An 18838-nucleotide genomic window follows, 5' to 3' on the forward strand; every position below is an offset into this window, starting at 1 on the left:
ATCAGAATCCATTGCGAAGCAGCGTCTGCAATTCAGCCTTGCTGAGATTGTCGAGCCCCAGCGTCTTCAGCGTTCGGCCACCTCGCGCAAAATCCTCGCCGCAGACCGCGCCGCCGATCGACAGGAACGCTTTGGCCAGGGGTGTGGGCACGCCAGCCAGGCCGGCGACGGACACCAGCAGAGACAACCCAAGCCGCAAATCCTCACGCATGTAGCGGTGCTCGGTCAGCACGATTCGTTCACGCCAGTCGCCGGATTCGGTCAGCCGGTCGTGTGACCCGCGGCCATACATCCAGATCTCGCCTTCCCTGGCGTAGTGATGAGCGAGCGGGAAATGCGGCGCGCCATACCCGAGCGCCTCGCGCACGGCGATCCTTTCGGCGTCGAGTGCATCCGTGACCCGGCGGATCGCGCCCTGCGTACCTTCCTTGTGAATGTCCCAGCGCTCGAAATGCTCGATTGGACCGGCGTTCATCACAATCAACGGCGGGTGGATGATGGGTCCTGCATTCATCAGCGCTCCGGACAGCGCGTCTCCACACGGTTCGATTACGTCCGGGAAAGCGCGTCCGATGACTTCAAGTGCATGGGGCACCTGATCGAGCGGGAACACACCGACCGGAAGCCGCTTGGCGCGAATGGTGATCGCGACCTCGAATGGTCCGTGCTTGCGGGTGAGCCATGGCAGTGTGCCGGTTTCGGCAAAGCTCGCCTTGGCCTGGTTCCCGGCATCCCGCGCAGCCTGCGCGAAGATCATTGAGCCGAATGTCGCCGGCGGCAAGAATACGACCTGGCCGTCCCGCAAATGCGGCGCGAGCAGGCGAGCGATATCTGCTTGCGCGAAGGCAGGAGCGGGGCACAGGATCAGCTCCGTGCCATCGACGGCCTCGGCGATATCGGTCGTGACCAGCGCGAGCGTCACGTCGTGGCGGCCGTTGTGATCCCTCACCAGGATGCGCGAGCCCGCGGCGCGATGCGCGGCGACCTGATCGGCATCGCGGCGCCACAGCCGGACCTCATGCCCCGACAGCGCAAAATCGCCTGCAGCCGCGAAAGAGCCGTTTCCCCCACCGAGAACCGCAATCTTCAAGATGCTTCTCCTTGCGCGCCGGACTGCGCATCAAGTTGCTTCAGCAGGAAATGCTGGACCTTGCCCAGCGCCGTGCGCGGCAGGTCGGTAACGAAGACGATGTCGCGCGGCACCTTGTAGCGGGCGAGTTGCGCCTGGAGATGGGCTGTCAGTTCGTTCGCTTCGAGCCGGCAGCCGGATCGGGGGATGACATAGGCGATCGGCACCTCGTCCCAGCGCGGGTCCGGCCGACCGATCACGGCGCATTCGCTGACATCGGGGTGCTCGAGCAGGACGCGCTCGACCTCCGCCGGGTAAACGTTCTCGCCCCCCGAAATGATCATGTTCTTCTTGCGGTCGCGCACCCAGAAATAGCCGTCGGCGTCGCACAAGCCGATATCGCCGGTGCGATACCAGCCGTCGTGCAATGCGTCGCGCGTGGCGGCATCGTTACCCCAATATTCGAAGAACACGTTGGCCCCGCGCACCGCGATCTCGCCCGGCGTGCCCGGCGGCACCTCGCTGCCTGCGTGATCGATCACCTTCGCTTCGCAGCACAGGCCGGCGAGGCCGGTCGATCCCGCGCGCGAAAGATCGCCGCCGAGCCGCGTATAGACCGCGATGGGGCAGGTTTCCGTCGAACCGTAGACCTGAAGCACCGGGACGTCGCGGGCGAGGAAACGCTCGATCAGGTGCGGAGGCACGATGGTCGAGCCGGTGGCGACGGCCTTGAGCGACGAAAGATCCGCGGTCGCCCAGGCGGGATGCTCGCTCACCGCCTGGATGATCGCAGGTACCATCACGGTGAGCGTCGGCCGTTCCTGTTCGATGGCCGCAAGGGCAGTTTCCGGCGCAAAACGCGCGTGGACCGTGACGGTCGCGCCAAGCTGCAGCGCCGGTGTCGTCTGGATATTGAGGCCGCCGACGTGGAAGAATGGCAGCACGGTCAGCACGTGGTCATCGGCCGTCATGTTGTGCATGTGCTGGCTCATGACGCCGTTCCAGAACAGCGCCTCCTGGCGCAGCACCGCGCCTTTCGGCCGCCCGGTTGTCCCTGATGTGTAGACGATGAGCAGCGGGCAGGAGAGATCGGTGTGCGGGTTGCGGCTGGTGCCGTCGCTGCGCGTCAGCAGGCTTTCTAATGTCGTGCCGCGAGGCGGCGCAAAGTCGAGGCCGACGATCGCCGTCCCCGGCGCGGTCCGCCCAAGCTCGGAAATAACGCCCTCAAAGGCCTGCTCGAGCACCAGCACCTTGGCGCCCGCATCATTGAGAATGAAGAGTTGTTCGGCGACGGCGAGGCGCCAGTTCATCGGCACCAGCATCGCGCCAAGCCGCGCGCAGGCATAAAGCAGAACCAGATAGTCCGGCCGGTTCAGACTGAGGATGGCGACGCGGTCGCCGCGGCCGACGCCGAGCTCTTGCTTCAACGCCGTCGCGGTCCGCTCGATGCGCGCGGCGAACGCCGCATAGCTCAGCCGTTCCCTTTCGAAGGCAATGGCCGTCTTGTCTGGCGCGAACGCCGCGTTGCGATCGATCAGACTGCAAAGGTCCACAATCAGTCGTCCGTCTCGCCGGCCTCGTACAGCGCCTCGCGTCCGATCCGGTCGAGGCACAATTCGGCGGTCCAGGGCAGCATCAGCGAGCCGCAGCGGCTGTCGCGATAGATCCGCTCCAGCGGCAGCGAGCGAAGCATGGCCTGACCGCCGCAGGTGCGGATCGCGAGCGCGGCGAGTTCGTTGGCACCCTCCATCACCGAATATTGCGCGGCATAGGCCCGTAGCACCTGCTCCTTGCTCGGATTGGCGCAGGCCTCGGTGACGGCTTGGAACCAGATCGCCTTGATCTGTTCGAGCTTGATCTGCATCTGCGCGACCGCGATCTGCTTGGTCGGGTACATCCGCCGCTTGACCGGCGGCATGCCCGGCACTTCGCCGCGCAAGTATCGCACGGTGAAATCATAGGCGGCTTGCGCCAGGCCCATATAGGTCGGCGACAACGTCAGGAACATGTGCGGCCAGCGCATTGCAGCCTGGAAATAGACGCCGCGCGGCATCAGCGCAGAATCAGCCGGCACGAACACGTCCTTGAACAGAAGCGTCCGCGAAACCGTACCGCGCATGCCGAGCGGATCCCAGTCGCCGACGACCGAGACGCCGTCCGATTGGGCGGAGATGGCGAGATAGAGCGTGTTGCGGCGCGACGCCTTCTCGCCTTCCTCGATCTCGGTGCAGAGCACGCCGTAATAGTCGGCATGGCCGGAGAGCGATGCAAAGATCTTCTTGCCGTTGACGATCCAGCCGCCTTCCACGGGTTTTGCTTCCGTGCCGAACGCGACGCCGCCAGCGGCGGCCGCACCACCCTCCGAGAAAGGCTGCGAATAGATCGCGCCGTCATCGACGATGCGCTTGTAATGGACCGCACGACGCCGCTCGTGCTCCGCCCGGGTTTCGGCGTCCATGTCGAGATCGTCGGCGAGCGGGCCTGACCACAGGGTCGAGCAGACATGCATGTTCCAGGTCAGCGCGGTCGCACCGCAATAGCGGCCGATTTCGGCCGCCGCCAAGGCGTATGTCTGGTAGTTCGCGCCGAGCCCGCCGTGTTTCTTGGGAACGGCGATGCCAAGCAGGCCGACGCGGTGAAGGTCGCGGTAGTTCTCAACCGGAAAGATCGCCTCGCGATCGTAAGTGGCGGCGCGAGCGGCGAACACGCTCTGGCCGATCTCGCGGGCGCGTGCGATGATGCCGGCCTGCTCGTCGTTCAGGCGGAATGCGACGGGATCGAAGATCGGCGCATCCAGCGCGACCTTGTTACTCGCGCCGATGGTCTTGCTGACTTGCATGGTCATCGCGTAGTCACCTTACGCTTTGGTCGTAACGGAATTCAGGAAGCGGCCAAGCGCTTCGTCGAAGGCATCGGGACGCTCGAGGTTGGCGAGATGGCCGACGCCGGGCAGTTCGACATATTCGGCGGAGGGGATGTAGCTCGCCGTTTTCGCCATCATCGGCGCCGGCGCGTTGTTGTCCTTGGACCCGGACAGCAGCAGCGTCGGGACGGAAATATCCTTGAGTGTGCTGCGCTGATCGAAGCCGATGAGAGCCAGCATCATGGCGCGATAGCTTGCCTCGGGCACGCTTGCCATGCACTCGCGTGCGACGTCCATCCCGTCCGGATCGGGATCGTCGCCGACCAGCTCCTTCACCAGAGAAGGTGCCAGCGACTTCATCGTCTCCCCGCGATCGAGCGGCCCGAGCCGCGCCGCGAGGAATGATTTCTGCCAGTCTCCGTCGGCCTTGCCGAAGGCGGGGCTGGTCTGCGCCAGCACGACCGCGCGAGCCAGTTTCGGGGACTGTACCAGCCATTTCTGGACGATCATGCCGCCGATCGAGTGGCCGACGAGAATGGGGCTGGTTGCCCCGAGTTGCTCGATGAATTGCTGGAGCGCCTGCGCCAGGGCAGCGATGCTGACGCTGGCAAGCGGCGCCGATCCGCCATAGCCCGGCATATCCCACGCGATGGCACGGAAGCGGCTCCCGAATGTGGCAAGCTGGCGCCGCCAGGCTCGCGCAGCGCCGCCGATGCCATGCAGGAAGATCAGAGGTGTCGCGTTCGGATCGCCCGCGGCTTCATAGGCGAAGCGTCCGTCCTTTGTTATCATTGGCGCAGGCTGCGACACGCGACATCCTTTTGCTCGGCGCTGTGATGCTAACAGGCCTGTGGGGGATGGGAAGCAATAATTTTATACTTAAAGCAATTTTCGGGCCGCCTCTCGTGCCGTGATGTCGGGGCGGCGACGGCCGCTTTCGTTGCAAAAATTTGAAGGTTAAAATATAGGGAGCAACGATCACGAGATCCGAGGGAGCCAGCGCATGTCCGGATTGCCGCACTCGCCGCACGCGCTGGTGACAGGTGGAGGTCGCGGCATCGGCCGCGCGATCGCGGCCTCTCTCGTCGGTGCCGGGGCCACCGTGACCGTGCTTGGCCGGAATGCAGCGACTCTCACAGAGGCGGTCGACGCCGGCGCCGCGCATTTTGCGGCCGTCGCCGACGTTTCGGACGAGGCGTCATTGAAGGCAGCCATTGCCGAGGCGAGCGCGCGGCAGCCGATCGATATTCTCATTGCCAACGCTGGCAGCGCTGAATCGGCGCCATTCGCGAAGTCGGACACCGCTCTCTTCACGCGCATGATGGATGTCAATTTCATGGGCGTGGTCCACGCCGTCCGCGCTGTGTTGCCGGGCATGAAGGGCCGTCCTTATGGCCGTATTGTTGCGGTCGCGTCGACGGCGGGACTGAAGGGCTATGCCTATGTCAGCGCGTACAGCGCGGCCAAGCACGCCGTGATCGGTCTGGTGCGTTCCCTCGCCCTCGAGATGGCTGGCAGCAATGTCACCGTGAACGCGGTGTGTCCCGGCTTCACGGACACGGATCTCGTCGCCGGCAGCATCGAGAACATCATGAGCAAGACGGGGCGTAGCCGCGAGCAGGCGATCGCAGAGCTCGCCAAGCACAATCCGCAAGGACGCCTGATCACGCCTCAGGAGGTGGCAGACGCGGTTCTTTGGTTGTGCGGCGAGGGCGCCGGCGCGATCACGGGGCAGGCGATTGCCGTGGCCGGGGGCGAGGTCTAGCGTGCCTGGCGCAGGTGCGGAACAAGGAAGCCAAGGAGATCGCATGAGCAGACCAGCAAATCCCGTCACCATTCCGCTCGCGGACTATTCGCCGCAGCACTTCCTGCTGGCGGTGGTCGACGGCGTTGCGACGGTCACGCTCAATCGGCCCGAACGAAAGAATCCGCTGACATTCGAAAGCTACCGGGAACTGACCGATTTCTTCCGCGCTTGCGCCTTCGACGACGAGGTCAAGTCCATCGTCGTAACCGGCGCCGGCGGTAATTTCTCGTCCGGTGGCGATGTGTTCGAGATCATCGGTCCGCTGGTGAAGATGGACACCAAGGGGCTGACCGCCTTCACGCGGATGACGGGTGACCTCGTCAAGGCGATGCGGGCCTGCCCGCAGCCGATCGTGGCTGCGGTCGAGGGCATCTGTGCCGGGGCCGGCGCGATCGTTGCCATGGCATCGGACATGCGCCTCGCAGCGAGCGGGGCCAAGGTCGCGTTCCTGTTCAACAAGGTGGGCCTCGCCGGTTGCGACATGGGCGCCTGCGCAATTCTTCCGCGGATCATCGGACAGTCCCGCGCTTCCGAGCTGCTCTACACCGGGCGGTTCATGACCGCGGAGGAGGGCGAGCGCTGGGGCTTCTTCAGCCGCATCGTGACGCCGGAGCAGGTGCTGACCCAGGCGCAACTGCTGGCCAAGCAGGTCGCGGAAGGGCCGACCTTTGCCAACACCATGACCAAGCGGATGCTGGCGATGGAATGGGCAATGTCGGTGGAGGAGGCGATCGAGGCGGAAGCCGTCGCCCAAGCGCTGTGCATGACGACGGCCGATTTCACGCGCGCTTTCGAGGCTTTCGCCAACAAGGTCAAGCCGGTCTTCAGGGGCGATTGAGCGGGTGACTTTCCCCGGTACCGCCAGCAAGGGGACTTGCGCGAAATTATTTTAGGCTTAAAATAGTTTCATGGCCGGGTGAATTGGCGAGGCTCCCATGAAAGTCGCGATCATCGGTGGCGGACCCGCGGGTCTCTACGCTGCGATCCTGCTCAAGAAGCAGCGCCCGAGCGCCGACATCGCGGTGTATGAACGCAACCGGGCCTACGACACGTTCGGTTTCGGCGTGGTGTTCTCCGACGCCACGCTGGACAATTTCGAAAAGCACGATCTTCCGAGCTACCGCCGCATTACCCAGGAATTCGCCTATTGGGACGACATCGCGGTGCATTTTCGCGGGACCGTCCACCGGGTCGGCGGTAACGGCTTTTGCGGCTGCTCGCGGCGCAAGCTGCTTCTGATCCTCCAGGAGCGGGCCCGCGAGCTTGGCGTCGTCCTGCACTTCGAGGTGGACGTCGAGGACGAATCCCGCTTCGCCGATGCCGATCTCGTGCTGATCGCCGACGGCATCAACAGCCGCTTCCGCGAGAAATATGTCGACCATTTCCAGCCGGAGGTCGACGTCCGCTCCAACAAGTTCGCCTGGATGGGCTCGACCAGGCCGCTCGACGCCTTCACCTTCATCTTCCAGGAGACCGAGTGGGGCCCGTTCATCGCCCACGCCTATCAGTATGAGGCCGGACACTCGACCTGGATCTTCGAGACCGACCCTGAGACCTTCGAGCGGGCCGGCCTGACAGGGCTGGACGAGACGCAGTCCGCCGCGCGGATGGCCGAGATTTTTGGTTGGTTCCTCGAAGGGCACAAGCTGCTCACCAACCGTTCGATGTGGCGCAATTTCCCGATGATCCGCAGCAAGCGCTGGGTCAAGGACAACATGGTGCTGCTTGGCGATGCCAAGGCGAGCGCGCATTTTTCGATCGGCTCCGGCACCAAGCTCGCGATGGAAGACGCGATTGCGCTAGCCGAAGCCATGCAGAACGCGCCGAGCACCAAGGCGGCGCTCGATCTCTATGAACATGGCCGCCGTGAGGAGGTCGAGAAGACACAGCACGCCGCCGACGTCTCGCTGGTCTGGTTCGAGCACGTCGATCGCTTCTGGAATTTTGATCCCGTGCAATTTGCCTTTGGCGTGATGACGCGCTCGAAGGCGATCACCTATGACAATCTCAAGCTGCGCGCGCCGGATTTCGTGGCAGAGGTCGACAAGTCGTTCGCCAGACAGGTGCGCGGCAGCGGCTTCGATGTCGACACTGACCGTCCGATGGTGCCGCTGTTCCAGCCGTTCCGCTTGCGCGAGATGACGCTCGCCAATCGCGCCGTGGTGTCGCCGATGTGCATGTATTCGGCCAAGGAAGGCGTGCCGACCGATTTCCACCTGGTGCATTATGGCTCGCGCGCGATTGGCGGCGCCGGGCTGATCTTCACCGAGATGACCTGCGTGAGCCGCGATGCCCGCATCACGCCCGGCTGCGCCGGTCTTTGGAATAACGAGCAGGAGGCCGCCTGGCGGCGCATCGTGGAGTTCGTCCACGGCAATTCGGCCGCGAAAATCTGCCTGCAACTCGGCCACGCCGGCCGCAAAGGCGCGACCAAGCTGATGTGGGACGGGATGGACCGGCCACTGGAAGATGGCGGCTGGGAAGTGTTCTCGGCATCGCCGCTGCCCTATTTTCCCGACAGTCAGGTGCCGCGCGAGCTCGATCGTGCCGGCATGAACGCGGTGAGGGATGCTTTCGTCGCGGCGGCCGAGCGCGGCCAGCGCTGCGGCTTCGATATGCTGGAGCTGCACTGCGCCCACGGCTATCTGCTCGCGAGCTTCATCTCGCCGCTGACGAACAGCCGCACGGACGAATATGGCGGCTCGCTCGACAACCGTCTGCGTTTCCCGCTCGAGATCTTCGAGGCGCTACGGGCGGTGTGGCCGTCGCACAAGCCGATGTCGGTGCGCATTTCCGCGACCGACTGGGCCGACGGCGGCATCACCGGCGATGACGCGGTGGCGATCGCGCGCGCCTTCGCCGAAGCCGGTGTCGATCTCGTCGACGTCTCGACGGGGCAGACCGTCCGCGACGCGCAGCCGATCTATGGGCGCATGTTCCAGACACCGTTCTCGGATCAGGTCCGCAACGAGGCGCGTGTCGCCACGATGTGCGTCGGCAACATCACGACGGCGGATCAGGCCAACACCGTCCTGGCCGCCGGCCGGGCAGATCTCGTCGCGCTCGGCCGCCCGCATCTGGTCGACCCGTTCTTCACCATGAAGGCGGCGGCCTGGTACGGGGCAAACGACGCGTTCTGTCCGCTACAATATCTGCCGGGAAAAGAGCAAATTTTCCGCAACAGCGTCCGCGACCGGCAGGACCTCGACGAGCTGCGCATTAAGGCTAAGCCCAAGACCCGGGCCGAGCTCAAGGCGGAGGCGACAAAGCCGCTTGCGGCGGAGTGACCGCCCGTGCGACGTTAACCCATTGCCTGTGTTTCGAGTGGAGTTTGGGCGATGAAGGCGATTATCATCGGTGGCGGTATCGGTGGTCTCACCACGGCATTGATGCTGCGCTCGCGCGGCCTGGATTGTGAGATCTTCGAGCAGGCCGACACCATTCGCGAGCTCGGCGTCGGGATCAACACGCTGCCGCATGCCATGCGTGAGCTCGCAGGTCTCGGCCTGTTGCAGAAGCTCGACGACGTCGCGATCCGCACCGATCAGCTCTATTATCTCAACCGCCACGGCCAGGAGGTCTGGCGCGAAGCCCGCGGCATCGACGCCGGCCACGACGTGCCGCAATTCTCGATCCATCGCGGCCGCCTCCAGGGCGTCATCCATCGCGCCGTCGAGGAACGGCTCGGTCAGGAGGCGATTCACACGGGCTGCCGGCTCGGTGCGTTTACGCAGGACGAGGGCGGCGTCACCGCCTATTTCTTTGACCGTGCGGGCGCGCACATTCACACCGCGCGCGGCGATATCCTGATCGGCGCCGACGGTATCCATTCCCGCGTCCGGGAGACGTTGTTCCCGAACGAGGGCCCACCGTGCTGGAACGGCCTGATGCTATGGCGCGGTGCGCGCGACTGGCCGCTGTTCCTCACCGGCAAATCGATGATCGTGGCCGGCGGCCTCAATGCCAAGGTGGTGATCTATCCGATCGCGGAGGGATCGAGCCCGGCGAGCCGCCTGACCAATTGGGCCGTGCTGGTGAAGGTGGGCGAGGGCAACGCGCCGCCGCCGCGGAAAGAAGACTGGTCGCGGCCGGGCCGCCGCGAGGAACTGATGCCGCATGTCGCGCGCTTCTCCGTGCCCTATGTCGACGTGAAGAGCCTGATCTCGGCGACGCCCGAATTCTACGAATATCCGACCTGCGACCGCGATCCCTTACCCTGTTGGTCGTCCGGGCGCGTCACGCTGCTCGGCGACGCCGCGCATCCGATGTATCCGGTCGGCTCCAATGGCGCGTCACAGGCGATCCTCGATGCGCGCTGCCTTGCGGACGCGCTGGTGCGCGCCGAGCATCCGCGCCAGGCGCTGCTCGAATACGAGAAGAAGCGTCTGCCGATGACGGCCGACATCGTCCGCTCCAACCGGCGCGGCGGTCCCGAGGGCGTCATCGACGCCGTCGAGCAGCTCGCGCCAGATGGATTCGACAATGTCGACAACGTCCTGAGCTATTCCCAGCGCGAAGCCATCGTACGCGGCTATGCCACCAAGGCAGGCTTCGCCGCCGTCCCGGGACTTGCAGCGGTCCGTGCGTAAGACGCGCTGCTAGCCGCCGGGAGGCGGCGGCAGGAAGTGGATGTTGAACTCGGCCGCCATCGCCACGACGTCCTCCGGCTTCTGCTCCTTCATGTTGTGAAGGCCCCAGAACAGGTCGAACAGCTTACGACTCGGCGAGACCCAGAACAGCACTTTCGCGGTCTGCTCCGACTTGTTGAAGATGCCATGCGGCACGCCCATGCCGAGGCGGATCAGGTCCCCGGCGGTTGCCTGCGACTCCGAATTGCCGAGCATGAAGTCGAGCTTGCCCTCCAGCATGTAGAGATATTCATCCTGGTCAGGGTGAATGTGCGGCGGCACGAACGTGCCCGGCGGCAAGGTCGCGTGCCATGAGAAGCTGTGTTCGGCATAGCTCTTCGGCACATAGGTCTGGCCGAGGATGTTCCAGGAGATTCCCTGGATGCCCTCGTTGGCCCGCGTGATGCCGGTGATTTCGCTCTTCATTGCAGTCCTCCCGTAACGCGATACATGGCTATTTGTTTGAGCATGATCTTTTCGGAAAACCGCTGCGCACTTTTCCGGATCATGCTTAGTTCGCCGCGTTGCAGTCCTTGGCATAGCGGTCGCCGTAATTTTCGAAGACCTTCTGGACGATCTCGGTCTGGAACTTGCCGTCCGGACGCTTGGCAACCTTGGTCAGGTAGAAATCCTGGATCGGATAACCGTTGGTGTTGAACTTGAAGGCGCCGCGCAGCGAGGTGAAGTCGGCCTTCTTAAGCGCGGCTCGGACGGCGTCCTTGTTCGAGAGGTCGCCTTTCACGGCCTTGACCGCACTGTCGATCAGCATCGCGGCGTCATACGCCTGGAAGGCGTAGGTGCCGGGCACGACGTTATAGGCGGCCTCGTAGGAGGCGACGAACTTCTTGTTCTGGGGATTGTCGAGGTTGGGCGCCCAGTTCGCGCCGCCGAACATGCCGACGGCCGCGTCCTGCTGTGCGGGCAGGGTCGATTCATCCACCGTGAAAGCCGAGAGCACCGGAATGCTGTCGGCGAGACCGGCCTGCCGGTATTGCTTGACCAGATTCACGCCGAGGCCGCCCGGCATGAACGTGAAGAGGGCATCGGGCTTCTGCGAGGAGATCTTGGACAACTCCGGCTGGAAGTCCAGCGTGTTCAGCGGCATGTAGGATTCCTCGACGATCTCGCCCTTGTAGTCGAGCTTGAATCCCGCCACCGAATCCTTGCCGGCCTGATAGTTCGGCACCATCAGGTACATGCGCTTGTAGCCACGATCCTGGGCCACCTTGCCGAGGATCTCGTGCACCTGATCGTTCTGATACGAGGTCACATAGAAGAAGGGGTTGCAGTCCTTGCCGGCGAACGTCGACGGGCCGGCATTGGGGCTGATCAGGAAGGTCTTCGATTCCGTCACGGGCCGGTGGATCGCCTGCAGGATGTTGGAGAAAATCGGGCCGATCACGAAGTCGACCTTGTCGCGCTCCAGGAGGCCCTTGACCTTGGTCACCGCCGCGTCCGGCTTCAGTTCGTCGTCGACCACGACGACCTCGACGTCACGGCCGCCCATCTTGCTGCCGAGATCCTTCACAGCAAGTGCAAAGCCGTCGCGAACCTGCTGCCCGAGCGCGGCCGCGGGCCCCGACAGGGTCACGATCACGCCCAGCTTGATCTTCTCCTCGGCGAGGGCTGGAGTCATCGTGGTGCCAAGCAGCATGGTGGCTGCGGCCAAGGTCATTTGCATCTTCATGATCTGTCCCTCGTGACTATCGGCGAGCGCTGCAGGCCGCGTACTCCGATCCAAGCTTATGCCGATGATGGCTGCCGCGGCAAGCAAGCTCAAGGCGTCGCCATCCGAGCGGCCATGCGTATGCAAGCGTCGCGCCAATTATTTGAAGCCTAAAGAAATTCACGTGCGGTCGATTGTTGCAGCTTTGGACTTGCGGCCGGCTTCAATTTATTTGAAGCTCAAAATGTTGGGGAATCCGTGCCGGCGCCAATGCCCGCCGAGAGTGACTGCACCGAGATGCTCGATTCCGAGACCAAGGCCGTCGAAACGCCGGAAGACCACGCCGAAGAGCTTCGGCTGTGGTTGCGCCTCCTGACCTGTACGACCCTGATCGAGGGCGAGGTTCGCGGCCGGCTGCGGCAGCGGTTCGACGTCACGCTGCCCCGCTTCGATCTGATGGCGCAGCTCGACAAGGCGCCTGATGGCATGACGCTGTCCGATGTCTCCAAGCGCATGATGGTGTCGAACGGCAACGTCACCGGTCTCGTCGAGCGCCTCGTGGAATCCGGCCATCTCGATCGCCGTACCTCGGAGACGGATCGCCGTGTCCAGGTGATCCGCCTCACGAAGCTTGGCCGCGCCGAGTTCCGCAGGATGGCTGCGGAGCACGAGACCTGGATCGCCGATCTCTTCGCCGACCTCTCGCCGAAGGATGTGCGCGAATTGATGCGCCTCCTTGCCAAGACCAAGGCGTCGGCGCAGAAATCGGCCGCGCGCCGCCGGCCGTAAGCGCGGGGCCGGCAGGCCGCGCAATCCCTTTTGCCGCAGGAAAAAGCACGGGATGCCCAAAATCCGCTATTGCGCCAAATTGTTTTAAGCCTAAAATGTTTTCCAGATCGTGCTGCCGGGTGCAATCCATGCTGAAAGGAGCGTGCGATGGCCAACGCCGCCAAGGTTCAAGTGACGGGCTCGCATGACGGCAACGCCGCGACGGCCCATGTCGATACGTTTGCGCAGCAGCATCTGCCGCCGCGCGAACTCTGGCCCGAGTTCATCTTCACGCGGCCTGAGCTGCGCTATCCGCCCCGATTGAACTGCGTCAGCTATTTCCTCGATCGCTGGGTCGAGCAGGGGCATGGCAATGCGCCCTGCGTCATCAGCCCCGCCGTCAGCTACACCTATCGCGAGCTGCAGGCGCTCGTGAACCGTATCGCCAACGTGCTGGTCGGCGAGCTTGGTCTCATTCCCGGCGGGCGCGTGCTGTTGCGCTCGGCCAACAACCCCATGATGGTCGCGACCTATCTCGCGGTCATCAAGGCCGGCGGCATCGTCGTGGCAACGATGCCGCTGCTCCGCGCCAAGGAGCTGTCCTATCCGATCCAGAAGGCGGAGATTGCGCTGGCGCTGTGCGACGGCAAGCTTGCCGAAGAAATGGAGAAGGCGAAAGCGGCTGCGCCGTCTCTCAGACGGGTCGTTTATTGGGGCAATGGCGCGGCGGACTCGCTCGAAGCGCTGATTGCCGGCGCCAGCGCGGAGTTTAGGGCTGTCGATACCGCCTCCGACGACGTCTGCCTGATCGCTTTCACGTCGGGCACGACAGGCGATCCCAAGGGCACCATGCATTTCCATCGCGACATGCTCGCGGTTTGCGACGGCTATGCGCGCAATATCTTGCGGGCCGAGCAGAAGGATCGCTTCGTCGGCTCGGCGCCGCTCGCGTTCACGTTCGGCTTCGGCGGCGTGCTGTTTCCGATGCATATCGGGGCCTCCTTCGTCGTGCTGGAGAAGACGACGCCGGACGACATGCTGGCGGCGATCGAGCAATACAAGACGACGGTCTGCTTCACGGCGCCGACCGCATACCGGGCGATGGTCGGCAAGCTGCCGGGCCACGACATCTCCTCGCTTCGCAAATGTGTTTCCGCAGGCGAGACCCTGCCCAAGCCAACCTTCGATGCCTGGCTCAAGGCCACCGGCATCAAACTGATGGACGGCATCGGCTCGACCGAGCTGCTGCACATCTTCATCAGCGCGACCGAGGACGAGATCCGTCCGGGCGCAACGGGAAAGCCCGTGCCGGGCTATGAAGCCAAGATCGTCGATGATGAGGGTCGTGACGTTCCGCCGGGCACCATGGGGAAGCTAGCGGTGCGCGGGCCGACCGGTTGCCGCTATCTCGCCGACGAGCGCCAGCGCAAATACGTCCAGAACGGCTGGAACATCACCGGCGACACCTATCTGATGGATGGCGACGGCTATTTTTGGTACCAGTCCCGCTCCGACGACATGATCGTGTCGGCCGGCTACAATATCGCCGGCACGGACGTCGAGGCGGCACTGCTCACGCATCCGGCGGTCGCCGAGTGCGGTGTGGTCGGCGCCCCGGACGAGGCGCGCGGCATGATCGTGAAGGCCTATGTCGTCGCGGCGCCCGGCGTGACACCGGACGCACAGCTCGTGACCGAGTTGCAGGAGCATGTCAAACGCGAGATTGCGCCGTACAAATATCCACGCGCCATCGAGTTCGTGACGCAACTGCCGAAGACCGAGACCGGAAAATTGAAGCGCTTTGCCCTGCGGCAACTGGCGCAGGCCGCGGTGACGTCCTCGGGCGTCGCGGCGGAATGAGAAGGATGGAGAATTGCCCGTGACGACGCCGAAAGGCCCGCAGCTCGCGGTGCTGCCGACCGCAGCCGACGATGACACCCGTTCGCGGGTGCAGGTGCTCCAGCCGTCGGGGTGGCCGATGCCGAAGGGCTATGCCAATGGCATGGCCGCCGAGGGCCGCATCGTCGTCACCGGCGGGGTGATCGGCTGGGATGCCGAAGAGCGTCTCGCGGAAGGCTTCGTTGCGCAGGTGCACCAGACCTTGGGCAACATCGCCGCGATCATGGCCGAGGCCGGTGCGCGGCCAGAGCACCTCGTGCGGTTGACCTGGTACGTCGTCGACATGGACGAGTACCTGTCCAACCTGAAGGAGCTCGGCAAGATCTACCGTGCCATCTTCGGCGCGCACTATCCGGCGATGGCGCTGGTGCAGGTGGTGCGCCTCGTGGAAAAGGCGGCGCGCGTCGAGATCGAGGCCACCGCCGTCATTCCGCGCTAACTCAGCTCGGCTCAACTCGCCTTCTCAGCTAGCCTTGGCGAGCTCGTCGTCCTCGGGCGAGTTCAGATAGATGCCCGACATGGTGTCGACCCAGCACAGATGGTCGTGCACCTTCTTCACACCCTCGACGTTCTCCGCTGCGACGATCGCGGCCTGCCGCGTGCGCTCTTCGGTGATGACGCCGCTGAGGTGAACGATGCCGTCGCGGACGATGACGTTCAGTCCGAACGGGCACCAGTCGTTCTTCTCCATGGTGTCGATGACGCGGTTGCGAATGTGGTCGTCGTCTGCCGTCGGATCCCGCACTTCGCGGGCGAGTCCTGCCACCGCCTGCAGCAGGTTGGCGCGGGATACGATCCCGACGACCTTGTCGCCGCGCACCACGGGCAGCCGCTTCACGTTATTGCGCTCCATGAGGTCGACGATCTCGGCGAGCGCCGTGTCCTCCGTGATGGTCACGACCGAATCGGTCATCACCTCCGCGACCTTGCGGCCGTGCTCGTGGACGAAGTCGCTGGCGGATTTGCCCGGACCAAGGATGAACCGCAGCCAGCGTCCGCGCTTGCGCCCGGTGCCGATTTCGCTGCGGCGGATGAAATCTCCTTCGGAGACGACACCGACCAGCTTGCCGGTATCGTCGACCACCGTGAGACCGCTGACATGCCGCTTCAGCATGATATTCGCCGCCTCGACGATGCTGGTGTCGGGGTTAACCGAGATGACCGACCGGGTCATGATCTGGTGGGCGCGCATGGACAACTCCGCTGGCTTGTCGAATTTCGATGCGCGAAAATTAGCGCGGAGGCCGGGCGGCAGTTTGACTCAGGTCAATCGGACGAAGCCTGCCGTTCCGATGAAGCAATTGTGATCCTTGCCCGGATTTGATGCAGCTCAACGCTTATGCGAAGCCGCGCCATATCCTGCCGCCGACACAGAACAAAAGTCCTCGGGAACATTGAGCCATGAGCGTCGTGCAGATATTTCCACGGGCCGAAGAGCCGGCGGTGCAGGTTCTCCCCGTCAATCCCGCCGCTGCTCCCGCAGCCTCGACGGTCAGCCCCGAAAAGCTTGCAGGAATGCCGGCCGCCGCCGATCCTCTGCCTGCATCGGAGCCATATCCTCTCGACCGCGCGTTCCACGCGATGCTGGCGCGGTTCACGGGCGGCATTTCACCGCTGGCTCTGTCGCTGGCCTGGCTCGATTGGAGTTCGCATCTCGCCGCGGCGCCGCAGCGCCAGATGGAGATTTCCCGCAACATTCTGCGCGACGCCGGCCGGTTGGCGGAGGCGGTCGTGCACGCAGCGTCGCCGGAGCAGAAGCCGTGGTCTGTGATCCAGCCGCAGGACCGGGATCGCCGCTTCAGTGGACCGCAATGGGAGGCCGCGCCGTTCAATCTGCTGGCGCAGGCATTTCTGCTCGGAGAGCGGTGGTGGCGCGATGCCACGACCGGCGTGCGCGGCGTGTCGCACGCCAACGAAGCCATCGTCGAGTTCTCGATGCGCCAGACGCTCGACATGCTGGCGCCGTCGAATTTCGTCGCGACCAATCCAAAGGTTCTGGAGAAGGCATTCCTGAGCGGCGGGGAGAATTTCGTTTTCGGATGGCAGAACTGGTGCAGCGACCTGATGCGCCTGCCCTCCAACTCGAGGTCGGCGGATGACGCGCAGTTCGTGGTCGGCAAGACGGTGGCGGCGTCGCCCGGCAAGGTCGTCTATCGCAACGAGCTGATCGAGCTGATTCAGTACTCTCCTGCTACCGCGCAGGTCCGACCCGAACCGATCCTGATCGTGCCGGCCTGGATCATGAAATACTACATCCTTGATCTCGCGCCCCGGAATTCGCTGGTCAAATACCTGACCGGTCAAGGTTTCACCGTGTTCGCGATCTCCTGGCGTAACCCCGATGCAAGGGATCGTGATCTCGCCTTCGACGATTATCGCAGGCTGGGCGTCATGGCGGCGCTAGACATGATCGGCTTGATCATGCCGGTCCGGAAGACCCATGCGCTCGGCTATTGTCTGGGCGGCACATTGCTGTCGATCGCTGCCGCTGCGATGGAGCGCGACGGTGACAACCGGTTCGGCACCATCACTCTTCTTGCGGCCCAGACCGACTTCACCGAGGCCGGAGAGCTGACGCTCTTCATCAATGAGAGTCAGGTCGCGTTTCTCGAAGACATGATGTGGCAGCGTGGCTATCTCGACACGACGCAGATGGCCGGCGCCTTCCAGCTGTTGCGCTCCAACGAACTGATCTGGTCGCGGCTGTCGCACGACTATCTGATGGGCGAGGGCGCGCCACTGAACGATCTGATGGCCTGGAATGCGGACGCAACGCGGCTGCCTTATCGCATGCATTCGGAATATCTGCGCAAGCTATTCCTCGACAACGATCTTGCCGGGGGGCGATACCACGTCGGGGGCAGGAGCATTTCGCTGTCCGATATTCACGCGCCGATGTTCGTGGCCGGCACGCTCGCCGATCACGTGGCGCCGTGGCGATCCGTCTACAAGATCCACTATCAGGTCGACGCCGACGTGACATTCCTGTTGACCAGCGGCGGCCACAATGCCGGTGTCGTTGCGCCTCCGGAGGAGCCGGGCCACAGCTATCAGGTGCTGACCAAAGCCGAGGACGCGCCCTACGTTGGTGCAGACGAATGGCTGAAGCTGGCTCCGCACGTTGAAGGGTCGTGGTGGCCGGAATGGACCAATTGGCTGGCGGCACGTTCTGGCGCGCCGAGCGATCCGCCGCCGATCGGAATCGGAGACTCTCCCGGCCTGCCCGATGCGCCGGGGGACTACGTCCACACCTAAACTTCGGGCTCGGAACTCGGCGCGAGGTCCGCGGAACGGAAGGGCTTAGTCTTGTCCAGCTTCCGGTAGGCCGCTGACGCCGTCCGCAACAGCTTCTTTTCCCGCTTGCGGTTGAGGAAGCGATTGCTCGCATCGAGGCCGGCGCCGTTCAACGACGCTGCAAGCGCTTGTCCTCGCGCATCGTCGTTCAATTGTCCGAGCGAGCGTTGCGCCTTGCGCAATTTCTTGAGGATGGACTTCTGTTTCGTCAGTGATTCCCCGCCGAACAGATCCTGGAGCGACTCGATCGAATAGGTCATCCGCTTGTTGAGAAGCCGCAGCTTGTGGCGTTTCTCGACGTCGAGCTTGCGGAGTTTTCGCGCTTTCTTGAGCAGCTTGGTCTCCCACTCGGTCAGCCGCTCCGACGCGTGATCGGCGAGCGTGCAGCGGCGCAGTCGAATGGCTTCCTTGCTGCGCCGGGTCGACCAGGGGCCGCTTTCGATCCAGGTCGAGGTCTGCTCGACAAGGCGGCGATACCGCGCGGATTGCAGTGCGCGCGCCAGCAGGCGGTGGCTTTCGGTGCGTTTCTCGTCCCAGTGCTGGAGCTCGGCAATGACGGCGAGCTCGTCGCCGCTCTCGGCGACGATCCGCTCGATCGCCACATCGAGGTCCCGCACCATACCGAGCTGGCTGTTGAGCCATTTCAGTTCGGCCCAGACATTTGGGCGCAGAGTGTCGTCGACCATCGGCGAGAAGAAGCGGATGGCGGTGCGCAGATGCGTCAGTGCGATCCGGATCTGGTGCAGCGCGTCGGGATCGCCGCGGCAGGTGCCGTCATGCTGGGCGAGGACGGCATCGAGGTGACGGCGCGCGATGATCCGGAACGCGGTGTCGCAGGCCATGC

At 64.0% G+C, this 18838-nt stretch carries 16 protein-coding genes; 8 read left to right on the forward strand and 8 right to left on the reverse strand.

The features are described 5' to 3' along the window. Position 1: 1 nt before the first annotated feature. Genes MOV75_RS03425 through MOV75_RS03440 form a run of 4 tightly spaced genes read right to left on the reverse strand, consistent with a single transcriptional unit; the run spans position 2 to position 4724 of the window. The gene (locus MOV75_RS03425; protein WP_246919097.1) at positions 2-1090 is read right to left on the reverse strand and encodes an NAD/NADP-dependent octopine/nopaline dehydrogenase family protein; all 1089 of its coding nucleotides are present in this window, start codon (positions 1088-1090) and stop codon (positions 2-4) included. Then, positions 1087-2622, reverse strand: a complete 1536-nt coding sequence (locus tag MOV75_RS03430; protein WP_246919095.1) for a class I adenylate-forming enzyme family protein — start codon at positions 2620-2622, stop codon at positions 1087-1089. Before MOV75_RS03430 ends, MOV75_RS03425 begins: the two co-directional genes overlap by 4 nt. Before the next feature lie 2 nt (positions 2623-2624). After that, a complete protein-coding gene (locus MOV75_RS03435) occupies positions 2625-3914 on the reverse strand; it encodes an acyl-CoA dehydrogenase family protein (RefSeq protein ID WP_246919093.1) in 1290 nt (429 codons plus the stop codon). A 12-nt stretch (positions 3915-3926) separates the two neighbouring features. Then, positions 3927-4724: an alpha/beta fold hydrolase gene (locus tag MOV75_RS03440; protein ID WP_246919091.1), complete on the reverse strand. Its 798-nt coding sequence runs from the start codon at positions 4722-4724 to the stop codon at positions 3927-3929. A gap of 211 nt (positions 4725-4935) precedes the next feature. Between MOV75_RS03440 and MOV75_RS03445 the strand changes: the two genes are divergently transcribed. The 4 genes from MOV75_RS03445 (at position 4936) to MOV75_RS03460 (ending at position 10328) form a co-directional block, all read left to right on the forward strand. After that, a complete protein-coding gene (locus tag MOV75_RS03445) occupies positions 4936-5697 on the forward strand; it encodes an SDR family NAD(P)-dependent oxidoreductase (protein ID WP_246919090.1) in 762 nt (253 codons plus the stop codon). A 43-nt stretch (positions 5698-5740) separates the two neighbouring features. Next, the gene (locus MOV75_RS03450) at positions 5741-6577 is read left to right on the forward strand and encodes an enoyl-CoA hydratase family protein (protein ID WP_246919089.1); all 837 of its coding nucleotides are present in this window, start codon (positions 5741-5743) and stop codon (positions 6575-6577) included. Positions 6578-6674: 97 nt separating this feature from the next. Next, the gene (locus MOV75_RS03455) at positions 6675-9026 is read left to right on the forward strand and encodes a bifunctional salicylyl-CoA 5-hydroxylase/oxidoreductase (protein WP_247004864.1); all 2352 of its coding nucleotides are present in this window, start codon (positions 6675-6677) and stop codon (positions 9024-9026) included. A 51-nt stretch (positions 9027-9077) separates the two neighbouring features. Next, positions 9078-10328, forward strand: a complete 1251-nt coding sequence (locus MOV75_RS03460; RefSeq protein ID WP_246919087.1) for a flavin-dependent oxidoreductase — start codon at positions 9078-9080, stop codon at positions 10326-10328. Between the two features lie 9 nt (positions 10329-10337). Here the strand turns inward: MOV75_RS03460 and MOV75_RS03465 are convergent, their stop codons facing one another. Together MOV75_RS03465 and MOV75_RS03470 are read right to left on the reverse strand one after the other, a co-directional pair. Beyond that, positions 10338-10793 carry a cupin domain-containing protein gene (locus MOV75_RS03465; protein ID WP_246919086.1) on the reverse strand — a complete coding sequence of 152 codons (456 nt, stop codon included), beginning with the start codon at positions 10791-10793 and terminating at the stop codon, positions 10338-10340. A gap of 85 nt (positions 10794-10878) precedes the next feature. Next, positions 10879-12054 (reverse strand): ABC transporter substrate-binding protein, encoded by a 1176-nt coding sequence (locus tag MOV75_RS03470; RefSeq protein ID WP_246919085.1) that lies wholly within the window; start codon positions 12052-12054, stop codon positions 10879-10881. Positions 12055-12303: 249 nt separating this feature from the next. Here MOV75_RS03470 and MOV75_RS03475 point away from each other — a divergent pair, with 249 nt between their 5' ends. The 3 genes from MOV75_RS03475 to MOV75_RS03485 all read left to right on the forward strand — a co-directional run bounded on the left by MOV75_RS03475 (position 12304) and on the right by MOV75_RS03485 (position 15139). Continuing rightward, a complete protein-coding gene (locus MOV75_RS03475; RefSeq protein WP_246919084.1) occupies positions 12304-12822 on the forward strand; it encodes a MarR family winged helix-turn-helix transcriptional regulator in 519 nt (172 codons plus the stop codon). A 147-nt stretch (positions 12823-12969) separates the two neighbouring features. Beyond that, a complete protein-coding gene (locus MOV75_RS03480) occupies positions 12970-14661 on the forward strand; it encodes a benzoate-CoA ligase family protein (protein WP_246919083.1) in 1692 nt (563 codons plus the stop codon). Between the two features lie 19 nt (positions 14662-14680). Beyond that, positions 14681-15139, forward strand: coding sequence for a RidA family protein (locus MOV75_RS03485; protein WP_246919082.1), 459 nt, complete (start codon positions 14681-14683; stop codon positions 15137-15139). A gap of 24 nt (positions 15140-15163) precedes the next feature. Here the strand turns inward: MOV75_RS03485 and MOV75_RS03490 are convergent, their stop codons facing one another. Beyond that, positions 15164-15892: a CBS domain-containing protein gene (locus tag MOV75_RS03490; RefSeq protein WP_246919081.1), complete on the reverse strand. Its 729-nt coding sequence runs from the start codon at positions 15890-15892 to the stop codon at positions 15164-15166. Between the two features lie 209 nt (positions 15893-16101). Between MOV75_RS03490 and MOV75_RS03495 the strand changes: the two genes are divergently transcribed. Further along, entirely contained in the window at positions 16102-17955 is a 1854-nt protein-coding gene (locus tag MOV75_RS03495; RefSeq protein WP_246919080.1) for an alpha/beta hydrolase, read from the forward strand. Here the strand turns inward: MOV75_RS03495 and MOV75_RS03500 are convergent. Beyond that, complete coding sequence (locus MOV75_RS03500) at positions 17952-18836, reverse strand: CHAD domain-containing protein (RefSeq protein WP_247004866.1); 885 nt, start codon at positions 18834-18836, stop codon at positions 17952-17954. The genes MOV75_RS03495 and MOV75_RS03500 overlap by 4 nt on opposite strands. Between the last annotated feature and the right edge of the window lie 2 nt (positions 18837-18838).

This window comes from Bradyrhizobium sp. PRIMUS42, assembly GCF_023006515.1.
Classification (GTDB): Bacteria; Pseudomonadota; Alphaproteobacteria; order Rhizobiales; family Xanthobacteraceae; genus Bradyrhizobium.